10 protein-coding genes, 1 tRNA gene and 1 pseudogene are annotated in these 11,665 nt (G+C 69.0%); 7 read left to right on the top strand and 5 right to left on the bottom strand.

Annotated elements, in window-relative coordinates; all coding sequences use genetic code 11:
• Positions 1-138: 138 nt before the first annotated feature.
• Complete coding sequence (locus ACIHCL_RS33505; RefSeq protein WP_399867964.1) at positions 139-432, top strand: hypothetical protein; 294 nt, start codon at positions 139-141, stop codon at positions 430-432.
• 63 nt (positions 433-495) lie between these two features.
• On the opposite strand, the gene ACIHCL_RS33500 is transcribed toward ACIHCL_RS33505, so the two are convergent.
• Positions 496-1,266 carry a transposase gene (locus tag ACIHCL_RS33500; protein ID WP_399867962.1) on the bottom strand — a complete coding sequence of 257 codons (771 nt, stop codon included), beginning with the start codon at positions 1,264-1,266 and terminating at the stop codon, positions 496-498.
• A gap of 86 nt (positions 1,267-1,352) precedes the next feature.
• On the opposite strand from ACIHCL_RS33500, the gene ACIHCL_RS33495 reads away from it, so the two are divergent.
• A complete protein-coding gene (locus ACIHCL_RS33495; protein WP_399867960.1) occupies positions 1,353-1,718 on the top strand; it encodes a hypothetical protein in 366 nt (121 codons plus the stop codon).
• 34 nt (positions 1,719-1,752) lie between these two features.
• Positions 1,753-1,845, top strand: a pseudogene (locus tag ACIHCL_RS33490) (IS5/IS1182 family transposase); the annotation flags it as partial.
• Between the two features lie 909 nt (positions 1,846-2,754).
• On the opposite strand, the gene ACIHCL_RS33485 reads toward ACIHCL_RS33490, so the two are convergent.
• Positions 2,755-4,158 carry an IS1380 family transposase gene (locus ACIHCL_RS33485; protein WP_399867959.1) on the bottom strand — a complete coding sequence of 468 codons (1,404 nt, stop codon included), beginning with the start codon at positions 4,156-4,158 and terminating at the stop codon, positions 2,755-2,757.
• 664 nt (positions 4,159-4,822) lie between these two features.
• Here ACIHCL_RS33485 and ACIHCL_RS33480 point away from each other — a divergent pair.
• The gene (locus ACIHCL_RS33480) at positions 4,823-5,143 is read left to right on the top strand and encodes a helix-turn-helix transcriptional regulator (RefSeq protein WP_399867958.1); all 321 of its coding nucleotides are present in this window, start codon (positions 4,823-4,825) and stop codon (positions 5,141-5,143) included.
• On the top strand, positions 5,143-6,360 hold the full coding sequence (locus ACIHCL_RS33475; RefSeq protein WP_399867956.1) for a tyrosine-type recombinase/integrase: 1,218 nt from the start codon (positions 5,143-5,145) through the stop codon (positions 6,358-6,360). The genes ACIHCL_RS33480 and ACIHCL_RS33475 overlap by 1 nt, the downstream gene beginning before the upstream one ends.
• Positions 6,361-6,458: 98 nt before the next feature.
• Here the strand turns inward: ACIHCL_RS33475 and ACIHCL_RS33470 are convergent.
• Together ACIHCL_RS33470 and ACIHCL_RS33465 are read right to left on the bottom strand one after the other, a co-directional pair.
• Positions 6,459-6,532: transfer RNA gene (locus ACIHCL_RS33470), tRNA-Pro, on the bottom strand.
• Positions 6,533-6,581: 49 nt separating this feature from the next.
• Positions 6,582-9,215: an ATP-binding protein gene (locus ACIHCL_RS33465; RefSeq protein ID WP_399867955.1), complete on the bottom strand. Its 2,634-nt coding sequence runs from the start codon at positions 9,213-9,215 to the stop codon at positions 6,582-6,584.
• Between the two features lie 106 nt (positions 9,216-9,321).
• Between ACIHCL_RS33465 and ACIHCL_RS33460 the strand changes: the two genes are divergently transcribed.
• Both ACIHCL_RS33460 and cobF read left to right on the top strand, forming a co-directional pair.
• Positions 9,322-9,849, top strand: coding sequence for a DUF309 domain-containing protein (locus tag ACIHCL_RS33460; protein WP_399867954.1), 528 nt, complete (start codon positions 9,322-9,324; stop codon positions 9,847-9,849).
• A 240-nt stretch (positions 9,850-10,089) separates the two neighbouring features.
• The gene (cobF, locus tag ACIHCL_RS33455; RefSeq protein WP_399867953.1) at positions 10,090-10,845 is read left to right on the top strand and encodes a precorrin-6A synthase (deacetylating); all 756 of its coding nucleotides are present in this window, start codon (positions 10,090-10,092) and stop codon (positions 10,843-10,845) included.
• On the opposite strand, the gene ACIHCL_RS33450 is transcribed toward cobF, so the two are convergent.
• Positions 10,814-11,608 carry a cobalt-precorrin-6A reductase gene (locus tag ACIHCL_RS33450; RefSeq protein WP_399867952.1) on the bottom strand — a complete coding sequence of 265 codons (795 nt, stop codon included), beginning with the start codon at positions 11,606-11,608 and terminating at the stop codon, positions 10,814-10,816. The two genes, cobF and ACIHCL_RS33450, sit on opposite strands and share 32 nt — an antisense overlap.
• Between the last annotated feature and the right edge of the window lie 57 nt (positions 11,609-11,665).

Raw genomic sequence — 11,665 nt, 5'->3', positions numbered from 1 at the left:
GCGCAGACGCCACCAGGCAACAGCCAGACACAGCCACTACCGACGGCGAACCGCCGACGAAACCGCTGAATAGATCACGAAACCGCACTGGAGTATTAGCCGGCCCAGTGGAATTGGAGTCGTGCTGACCTGCCGCACATGAACCTCCAGCCAACGCGACAGCAGGAAGTCGAAGGTCTCGCGCCCTCCCTCGTGGCGTGCGGCGTCGACCGTTTCATCCACTACCTGAGCGGCCTCTTCCGGAAGGGGGGACTGCACAGGAACCGCCTGATCCACACCATCCGCGGCGAGAAGACGACGACCGGCTTCCGCAAGCGCCGCTCCCATCACCGCACGGTCTCCCAGAACCTCGTAGTGCGGCCACAAACGCTCACGCAGCCGGATCCGCTCGATCTTCCCGTGCGCGTGGAGCCAATGTTCGACGTCAGCTAAGGGCTGTCCCGTAAATGATCTACGCGTCGCCTCGGGCGAGGTTGGCCGCAGTGGCCCGTGGGCCTATCCGGCGAGGGCGAGGTTGTGCATCCGGGCAATGCCGAGCATGGCGTGGTGGACGCCGTCGCCCTTGAGGCGGCAGTCGCGGAGGATCTTCCAGGTCTTCATGCGGGCGAAGACGTGCTCGACACGGGCGCGGACCTGCTTGTGGGACTTGTTGTGTTCCTCTTTCCAGGCCGGGAGTTCGGCCTGGCCTCGCTGCCGGCGGTGTGGGATGACGAGTCCGGTGCCTGGGTAGCCGCCGTCGGCGATCGTGGTGGTCTTGCCGACGGCGGCCTTGGCGCCGGATTCCTCCCATGCCTTGCAGTCGTTGCGGTTCCCGGCGAGCGGATGGCCGACCACGACGACCAGGCGGGTGTCGGCGTCGATGACGACCTGGTGGTTGGTGGAGTACCGGTAGTTCTTCGACCGCTCGGCGATGGTGTGGTCCCGGGTGGGGACCAGAGTGCCGTCCACGATGAGCACGGCATCCCTGGCGAACCGCTTGCGCGACTGGAGCGCGAACATCGGCCCCAGGTGGTCGATGATGCGGTCCGCTGCCGACTTCGAGATCCCGAACAGCGGGGCCAGTTGTCGCATGGTCAGGTTCGTTCGCCAGTACGCGGTGACCAGCAAGGTCCGGTCTTCCAACGGGAGGCTCCATGGTCGGCCCTTGCGGACCGAGTCCGCACCTGCGCGACGCAGTACCGTCACCAGCTTCCCGAAGGCTCGCGGGCTCAGCCCGGAGAACGGGGCTATCCAGGACGGCTTCGACGCTGTGATCACACCAGTCACATCGAGATCATCTCGTCCATGTGACCACTTCTTCAGAGAGACACCGGGGCCCCACGGCTGTTCTCCTGAGCTGCGACACTCTGCACGTGATTTATCCCGCGACAGACCAGCTGTCCTCCGCCGAACGCGCCTTCATGATCAACGCCACCGAGATCGACATCCTCCCCGGGGTCTGGGGCGACCTCGACGAGCCGCTGGTCTCAGGGCCCGCCTCGGCTCTCGTCCCGATCCTCCTCCCCCTCGTCGACAGAGGATGGATCGAAGTGTGCCAGCTCGTGCCCTGGACAGCGCCGGACGGCTCTCTCGGTGAGCAGCCCGGTCCCCCTATCCCGAAGCAGGACCTTCCCGCAGTCCTGGCGAACGCCGAGAACTGGGAGTACCCGCGATCCGGCACGTGGCTGGGATGCCTCACACTGACCCTCACCGAAGCAGGACAGAGGATCCCCCGCTGACACTCAGTCCCAACGGCACCCATCCGCTCTCTGCAGGATCCTCCGCGACTGCCGTCTCAACGACGAAGGCGTTCACCATGCCAAGCTCGGCATCGCCCGCCTACACAGGCTCACTCACGCCGGATGAGGCACAGCGTCGCTGGTCAATCGGCATGTCGTAGACCATTTACGGGACAGCCCTTAGGGAAAACTGCGAGCTGGCATCCGTCCCACCAACAGGCGTCGGGAACGAATCGTGCCGGCGCCGCCAGTTGCTTACTGCTGCTCGACCAACACCCGCGATCCGTGCGATTCCAGCCAGTGTGACAGGCGCATCGATGGCGTCGGGCATGCGATTCTCCGAGCTCGGGGCGATTTTCGGACGGGTTGACATGGGGATCATCACCGTAGTCCAGCCAACCAGGCCAGGGCAATCATTGACTGAGTTCACACTGTCCAGACGCCCCTGCAGAACCCCTCCCGCATGGTCATCATCACGCCGCCAAACGACTCGCAGATGGAGTCGGCCAGCAGAAGAACCAAGCACTGGGCTCACTCACCCCTGCCCGCCCTGCTGCCGCCTGGGTAAGACAGGGCCCAGGCCGGCGGGCCGTTCGGCGGCACCGACCTCCAGCACACAGCCCCGCCCCGCCGCGCCTCCCTACGTTGAGCAGAACCGAAAGGGTGTCCGTCAGCCGTGGGAGTCCCCTGGGACTTTTCTGGGACTTCCAGCCCCATCAACCGGCACGAGCATGAAAGAGCCGAAGGGCCATTCGCGCAGGTCAGCGGCCACCACATGCCCATCACAGCAGGTCACGGCGCTCGCTGGTCTCTTCCGGGACTTCTGATCCGCAGGACCCGGCGCCACCGCATTGAGCGTCACCAGCCCTCGGCGTTGCATCGTCACTCGCAGTCTTAACCTCGCCGTTTCAGTTGGGTCTGCTGGGTAGCTGAGCGAGGTTGTTTGAGGCAGTGTCGGCCGGTGGACATGGTGAGGGCCCGACGCGCGGTCGGGTTCTCCAAGGTCCTTGAGTCGAGGGTGGGCAGGAACCGCGAGTCAGCTGGCAGGACGGGGCAGTGCGGCCAGGCGGTGGAATGCGGCTGTGAGTTCATGTCGCCAGGGCCAGGTCGCCGATATCCGAAGGCGGAGACGGCGGCCTCCCCAGGTGATCCGGGCGGCGACGTGCAGGATCCGGTAGCGGAGTTTCTTGGGTTCGGCAGCCGCGAGTTCACCGTTCAGCAGGAGGACGCGGGTCCAGGCGAGGAGGTTGATCGCCGCGAGGCTGAGCTCGAGCCAGGCGGCGTTGACCGGGAAGCGTCGGGAGGGGAAGCGCCCGAAGCCGGTGGTCTTGCCGCACCGGATGTGGTCCTCGACGGTGGCGTGTCCGCGGTGGCGGACTTCCAGGAACTGGGCCGAGCCGGAGGTGACCGGCGTGTCGGTGAGGAAGACCTGGTGCCGCATGCCCTCGTCCTGGTCGAACAGCGAGAGCTGGGCCCCGGGGTGGGGACGTTCGCGGCGGACGATGATGCGGGTGCCGTCCGGATAGCCGGCAAGGTCGACCATGCCGGTCAGTTCGGCGACCTCGGCAGACTCGCGGAGGGTGCCGTCCTGGTCCAGGGCGGGGTGCCAGATCTGCTCGGGCAGGGCTCGGATCGCGCGGCGGACCGGCTCGGTGATGGCGTATCCGACGGAGAAGAAGGTACGGATTCCGCGTGTTCGCAGGTCTCGGACGTGGGTGAGGAAAGACTTTGCGGATCCGGCGTTGTCGGTGCGGACGAGGATGTCGGTGCCGTGCCGGTGCGCGTCGGGGACCTGTGCGAGAGCATCGTCCAGCACCGTGATGTGATCCGCGGCGGTATTGGATCCGGCGTTCCCGGGCCGAAGGCGCCCGGACATGCCCTCTCCGGTGTTGGCCAGGAAACACAGCAGGGGGTGGAAGCCGAAGCCGCCCTTATAGGTGGGTGCGGCCTGCTCCTTCTCTGAATGGCAGGTGATCAGCGTGGCGTCGATGTCCAGGACCAGGCCGGGCACCTCACGTCCGCCGGCCTTCGCCGCGGGTATGCCGGATCGGGTCTCGGACGCCTGTAGCCAGGCCACTTCCCGGGCCTGAGCGCGGGCCGAGCGCAGACGGTCCAGCACGCGTTCGTCGACGGCGGCCAGCAGTCGCCAGGTAGTCGGTGTCGAGGCGACCGGGCCGAACACCTCACGCTGGTCGCGTAGCAGAGCCACATCCGTGATGGTCTCGCCGCCATCAGCCACCGTCACCGCGAGGTCGGTGGCGATCCGGCCCGGATCATGACCAGTGCCGCGTGGACGAAGCGGTCTCAGCGCAGTGGAGTACGCGCTGGTCAGTCCGGTCACGTCAGCGAGATCAGCAAGCAACCGCGCCCCGGCATGCCCGACCACCCCCGCACCGTCGGCGGAGACATGAAGCCTGGGACGCGAACCGATACCCTGCACGCAGAAAGTGCCTTCCACTTGGACCGAAAGAACCCCTCGACAAGGTTCATCGTCCCAGCTCAGAAGGCACTTTCGCGTTACCGCTCATGATCCGAACAAAGCCCAAATGAAACGCGCAGGTTAACGTCGCCTGACCTGCCCAACCTGCACCTGACGCCTCATCAGAACGAGCGTCAAATGAGCGTCACGAGCGTCATTTCAGCGTCAAGATATCGCCCGTAACGCCCACACCGCACATAATGCACACAAGTAAAACCGCAGGTCAGGAGCCCTTTGCGGCCGGTTCGAGGATCGCGACGCACTCCACATGATGCGTCATCGGGAGTAGGTGGACGCGGCAAGCCAGCCTCGACATCAGGGGCCTCAGCGGCCAACCGCGCGTGTTCCCCCAAGCGAATCTCCAAGCAGATCGGACAACGGCACCACCAGGGCCCGCCATGAGGGCGGACAAACATAGCCGCAAACCACCGGTTAGCAAAACCGGCCTTTCCAGAGACGATTGTTCTCTCACCCCCCATGAACACCATACGGATCGGCTCGCGAGGGGAGGCGAGCAGGCCATGCCAGTACCCGATGCGTTCTCCGTTCGCGAATTGCGCCGTCCGTCTCTGGACTCTTACACAGACCCGTTTAATGTTCCTTACTCCCTGGAGATCACTCGTAATTGCCCACCAAGCCGACAGCAACAACTAGTCACGCCACGCCACATAGTGAGAAGGAGGCCACAGCGCACCCCACACTCCGCCGCCACGATGCCGCCTCGGCCGATGGGCACTCATCTCTCCTGACCAATGCCTGGTATTCGACCAACGACCTCGCTACTCACCTGGGAGTAGATGCCTCGACCCTGCGCCGATGGCGAACCACCCGGCCTCCACAGGGGCCACCGTTCGTCTCCCTCTCAGAACGCGTCGTCATGTACAGCGCCCTCGACGTCGAGGAATGGCTGCACAGCCGTCGCACCATCCCCCACCTGGCGGCTTGATGACCGACAAAACCATTGTTCCGGTCGGCGTCCGGCTCTCCACCGACATCGAGTACCGCCCCGATCGCCGCACCCCCTACCGGGCACGCGTCCGCTGGTTCGACCCCACCACCAAACGCCGCCAGTCAATGTCCGAGGGAAAAGACACCGAAGACGAAGCACAGGATTGGCTCAACGCCCTCATCGAGGCCGCGCAGGCCGGCCTGACGCCTTCACTCGCCACCATGAAGCTTGCCGAATACGGCGACGCGAACATGGAACTCGCTCTGCGTGGCTTGGAGTTGAAAACGCATGACCCTTACCTTTCGGGATGGCGGCTGCGTGTGGTACCCGCCCTGGGCCACCTGGCAGTGCGGACGATCACCCATGGGATCGTCGACCGCGCCGTACAGAACTGGATCAGCGACGAGCACAGCCGCTCGACGGTCAAAAACACCATCGCCGTCCTGGTGCGCGTCATGGAGCAGGCGGTCCGGGACGGCATCATCACGGTCAACCCCGCCCGTGTCACCGGTTGGCAGAAGCTTTACAAGCAGGCCGAGGGCGAACTGCGCGACCCACGCGCGCTGGCCCTGCCCGACTGGGAGACACTCGTGCACCTGGCCGACGCACTCATAGCCGCGTCCCATGACCAGTACCGGGGCTGGGGCGAGGTGATTCTCTTCGCCGCGTGCACCGCCGCCCGGATCGGTGAGATCTCGGGATGCCGCGTCGGGGACATTGACACCAGCCAGTGGATCTGGACCGTACGACGGCAGACCACTCCCGCGCCCGGCGGGCTGACCGACAAGGGCACCAAAGGCAAACGGGCCCGCAAGGTACCCATCGTCGAGGAAATCCGCCCCCTCGTCGCCCAGCGCATCTTGTCCGCCGGCCCTGCCCCCGACGCTCGCCTGTTCACCGGCCCGCGCGGCGGACGCATCTCCACCGCGGTCCTGCGCGACGCCACCCACTGGGACGACGTGGTCACCAAGCTCGGCTACGAGCACCTACGCCGCCACGACCTCCGGCACACCGGACTGACCTGGTTCGCCGACGCCGGGGTCCCGGTACACGTCCTGCGCAGGATCGCCGGCCACGGATCGTTGATCACCACCCAGCGCTACCTGCACCCGAACGTCCACAAGATCACGGCCGCCGGCGCAGCCCTCTCCGCCCACCTCAGCGTGCTGCGCGCCCCGCGCTCCCTGCCGAGCCCGATCGGACTCACCCGCTGACACAGTCAAGCACGCCGGTCCCCAACTGGTCCCCAAAAATGACCAAGGGGCCGTTTCGGATACCTCCGATACGGCCCCTGACCTGCGACTCTCACGAGTCGGGACGACAGGATTTGAACCTGCGACCCCTTGACCCCCAGTCAAGTGCGCTACCAAGCTGCGCCACGTCCCGCTGCAGTTCTTCCCGGTGTTCCGGGCAACCGCGCAGGACAAACATTACCTCACTCCGAGGCCCGGATCGACGCCCGTGCCTGGTGGGCGCGGTCGGCGAGCGATTCGGCGCCGCACGCGGTGGCCAGTTTGTGGGCCCTGGCGAGTTCGCGCGGGGAGCGGATCGCTATGCCGTAGTCGACCAGCGCCAGGGCGTGTTCGTACGCGGACGGGGACGCCTCCAGGTGGCGTACCGCCTCGGCCAGCAGGTGGACGGCCTCCTCGGGGCGTGCGAAGAGGGCGACGCAGCGCAGGGCCTCGCCGATCGCGGTGTCCGTGCCGAACCGTTCGGCGTGCACTCGGTGGGCGGTGGCGAGTCGGGCGGCGCCCTCCGGGTCCTCCTCCGCCAGGGCGCGGGCCAGGTCACCGGCCCAGGGTGCCCACACCCCGTTGAATCTGCCCCGTGCTTCGAGGGCCTGGCCGACCGCTTCGAGCTCGGTGACGGCCTCCTTCGTGCGGCCTTCGGCCAGGAGCAGTCTGCCGCGCAGACAAGGCGCGTCGGGCAGCACCATCGCGCTGGGGTAGGGCGGCCCGAAGTCGTAGCGGTCGGCGATGTCGCGGGCCTCGGCCACCCGGCCCCGGGCGATCAGGGTGTCGATCAGCAGACAGGCCGCGTCCCAGAGGACCGGGAGCCCGCTGCCGACACGGTCCGCGAGGCGCAGACCCTCGCGGAGGAAGCCCTCGGCCTCGGCGAGTCGGCCGCGACGGCGGTGGACCAGTCCCAGCAGCGTGTGCGCGAAAGCGAGGTGCGCGCCGCTCCATCCGGAGATCTCGAAGGCGCGGACGGCCTCACCGAACAGGGCCTCGGCCCGGTCGAGCCGGTCCGTGAAGGCGTACGTGATGCCGACGAGGGTGGGGAGTTCGAAGCCCCATTCGGTGTCGGTCCAGCCGAGGCCCCGGGCCGGATGGCCGTCGACCAGGGCGCGTTCGCACAGGTCGACGATGAGCTCGGCGTTCTCGCCCCGCATCATGGCGTCGAAGGCCCGCAGGGTGAGCAGGGCCCGTTCGGCGTTGTCGCGGCCGGTGAGGTGGTCGGCGTTCCGGGCGAGCCGTTCGGATCTGGCGGGCCCGTCGTCCTCCGTGGCCTGCATGCCCTCCCAGAGGAAGTGGGCGGCCTGCAGTCGCATCAGGCCCGGTCCGGGCGGGGTGCGCGCGGCCTCGGCCGCGAGGGCGCTCGCCGCCTCCTTGAGCTGGTTGTTGTGGGAGTGCGCGGCTGCCAGCCGGTACGTCGCGTCGATCCGCTGGGTCTCGTCCAAGCCCGGCATGTCCAGTGCGGCCCGCAGGTGCTGGACGGTGATGGCGGGGGACGTGAGCAGGGTGGCGCAGCCCAGCTCGTACAGCAGGGTCGCCTTCGTGTCCGGGTGCGGAGGTTCCTCCAGAGCGCGCTCCAGACAGCGGCGGGCGGCCTCCGGGGCACCGACGGCGAGATGCTGCCGGGACGCCTCACGGAGCTGCCCGACGAGTTCCTGATCGTCGTCGGGGTGCACTTCCAGGAGGTGACGGGAGGCCGCCGCGGCGCCGAGCCCCGCGCGGGTGATCGCCCAGGCGGCCCGGCCGTGGAACGCGGTGCGGGTGGCCGACGGGATGGACCGGTAGATCGCGGAGGCGATCAGCGGATGGACGAACTCCATCGGGTCGAACCCGGTGACGATACGGGCCTCGCGCAGCTGTGCCGTGCAGTCGGCGGCCTCGGCCTGGCTCATCCCGGCCAGGGTGGCGGCGAGGTCCTGCGAGATGTCCGTGCCGAGGACGGCCGCGGCCCAGGCGAACCGGGTGGCGTTGGTGCCGAGCCGTTCGAGCCGGGCGACGAGACCGCTGCCCCGGGCGGAGGCGCCGAGTTCGCGCAGCAGACCGGCCGATTCCTCCAGTGGTGCCAGTTCCCGGTCCTGGACCTTGGCGACGAGTTCGACCGCCTCGTAGGGGTTGCCTCCGGTGACGGCCCAGACCTCGCGGCAGAACGGGTCGTCGGCGTGCTCGCCGAGACCGGCGCGGACCAGTTCGGCGGTGGCGTCCGGGGTGAGGGCGCGCAGCGCCACCCGGACCTGACGGGGATGGCCGCCGCCGGACCCGGTCCCGTGCTGCCGTGCGGCCATCTCCTCCGGCCGATGGGCGCGGACGACGAGGACGGGCAGTTCGGCGAGGCGCGCGGTGAACGAGTCGAGCCAGCCGAGGGTTTCGCCGTCGGCCCAGTGGGCGTCGTCGATGATGAGCAGCAGCGGGCGGTGGCTCAGCCGGGTGGCGAGCCTGGCCACGACGAAGTCGAGACCGTCCCGGACGCCCTGCGGGTCGGCCTGCGGACCGCTCGGTTCGGCGAGCCCGAGGGCGGGTGCGGCGATCTCGTACCAGGGGCCGAACAGATCCCGCACCTCGTCGTGCGAGAACTGGTCGAATGCCGGTTGCAGTAATTGCCGCACGACGTGGAAGGGGACGGAGGTGACCGTTTCGCCACCGCGAGCGGACCAGACCGTGCAGCGGTCGGCGGCCGTCGACCGGATCTCGTCGAGCAGTGCCGTCTTCCCGATGCCCGCCTCGCCACTGAAGACGAGCAGTCCTCCGGCGGCCTGGGCGCCGCACAGGGCGTCCACGGCTTGTGCGGCAGCGGCGAGTTCCGGTTCGCGCTCGTACAGTGGCCGGGACTGCTTCATCCCTACCCTCCCCAAAATGGTGCGATCGACTCGACACTAGTCGTGAACCCGGGTCCACGGACAGTGGTTCGTACACTTCATCGCAGGTGCGGGGCACAATCGAATCGTGGACGCGACCAGCAGGGACCGGGACTCCGAGGGACGGGCACGCAACGCACGCCCCCGCGACGGACTGGGCCGCCCCCTGCCGTACGGGGCTCCGGGAGTGGAGCGGCAGCCCGAGCAAGTACCCCGCACCCCCGACGAGACGGTGCGGGAGGCACAGCGTCTGCTGGACGCCGGGATGCCCTTCCACGCGCACGAGGTGTTCGAGGACGCGTGGAAGTCGGGGCCCTCGTCCGAACGTGAACTGTGGCGCGGGCTCGCGCAGTTGGCGGTGGGGCTGACACACGCCGCACGTGGCAACGCGACCGGCGGGGCCCGGCTGCTGCGGCGCGGCGCGTCGGCGCTCGCCGCTTTCCGGGACGCCCGGCCGCACGGGATCGCGGTGGACGCGTTGCTCGACTGGGCCGGGGAGCTGGCGCACCGGGTGGAGACCGGGGAGGGCGGGACCGTCCCCGGCGGCCGGGCGCGGCCCGCGGAACCCGTCGACGCGGCCGGTGAGGCACCCCGTCTGCGGTCCGGGAGCCGGTGAGTGACGACCGGACCCGGCGAAGAAGGGTCCGTGGGGCCGGCGACCGGGGCCGGTGACCGGAGCCCGCGCGGCCGAACCCCGGCGGCGAAGGGCCCATGGGGCCGGTCGGACCCGCGGACCCGGCGACCGGGTCGCCGCCCGGCCGTGAAGCCGGTGACCTGAGTGCCGCCCGGTCGGCGAGGGTCTAGGGGCCGGGGTCCGCCCTCCCCCGGCGCGGGGTCATGGGGCAGACTCGGTGCGGTGAGGAAGATCTATGTCATCGGCATCGGCGCGGGCGACCCCGACCATCTGACCCTGCAGGCCGTCAAGGCGCTGAACAGGGCGGACGCGTTCTTCATCCTCGACAAGGGCGAGGAGAAGTCCGATCTGGTCCGGCTGCGGCGGGACATCCTCGACGCGCACGCGAAGGACCGGTCGTACCGGGTCGTCGAGGCCCGGGATCCGGAGCGCGACCGCGTGGCATCGGACTACTCTCCCGCGGTGGACGACTGGCGTCGGCGCCGTGCGGACCTGTACGAGGACTTCATCGCGCGGGAGCTGGACAAGGGCGAGTGCGGAGCGTTCCTGGTGTGGGGCGATCCGGCGCTGTACGACTCCACGCTCGGCATCCTCGAAGAGATCGCCGACCGCGGTTCCGTGGCCTTCGAGCACGAGGTGGTGCCAGGGATCAGCAGTGTGTCCGCGCTGCTGGCCAAGCACCGCACGGGGCTGAACCGGGTCGCACGGCCCGTGCAGATCACCACCGGGCGGCGGCTGGCCGAGGGCTGGCCCGAGGGCGTCGACGACGTGGTGGTGATGCTCGACGCGCGGCAGGCGTTCACCCGCCATCTCGACCAGGACCTCTTCATCTACTGGGGGGCCTACGTGGGAACCGAGGACGAGATCCTGGTCTCCGGACGCCTCGCCGATGTGGCGGACCGGATCGAGGAGCTGCGCTCCGAGGCACGCGCCCGCAAGGGGTGGATCATGGACACGTATCTGCTGCGTCGAGGCTGAACTCCTCGTTCCCGTGGAGCAGTCGGAGCGCGGACGGCACGTCGTGGACGACGGGCACACCGTCGGGTGCCGGTGGACGGCGGACCACGACCACGGGCAGGCCGAGGTGCCGGGCCGCGGTGAGTTTCGCGGCGGTGGCGGGGCCTCCGCTGTCCTTGGTGACGAGGACGTCGACGGCGTGCGCGCGCAGGAGCGCCGTTTCGCCCTCGACGGTGTACGGACCGCGGTCGAGGATCACCTCGGTGTGGCGGGGCAGGGGCGGACCAGGGGGTTCCACGGACCGTACGAGGAAGTGGAGCCGGTCGGCGCCGGGCGCGGCGGCGAAGGCCGCCAGGCCAAGGCGGCCGGTGGTGAGGAAGATCCGTTCCCCCAGGCCGGGCAGTTGCGCGGCGGCGTGGGAGAGGTCGTGGGCCGGGTGCCAGCGGTCGCCGGGGCCCGCCGTCCAGCCGGGCCGGCGCAGCGCGAACAGCGCCGTTCCGGTGGCCTCGGCCGCCTCGGCCGCATGGACGCTGATCGTGTCCGCGAAGGGGTGGGTGGCGTCGACGACGGTGTCGACGTGGTGAGCGCGTAGCCAGTCGGCGAGGCCGCGGGGACCACCGAAGCCGCCGACGCGCAGGTCACCGGCGGGCGTCCGGGGCCGGGCGACCCGTCCCGCCAGCGATGTGGTGACACGCGTCGTCGCATCACGGCCGGGCGCGGTCAGCTCGGCGGCGAGCTGCCGGGCCTCGGCCGTACCGCCGAGGATGAGGATGTGGCCGGGCATGGGTCGAACCTACGTCACGCCCGTCTCCCCCCGCCCAAGCGGTGAACGGGGGCGTGC

This window comes from Streptomyces sp. NPDC052042 (assembly GCF_044548345.1).
GTDB lineage: Bacteria > Actinomycetota > Actinomycetes > Streptomycetales > Streptomycetaceae > Streptomyces.
Note: the sequence above shows the minus strand (reverse complement) of the source record. Positions and strands in the feature narration are given on the sequence as shown.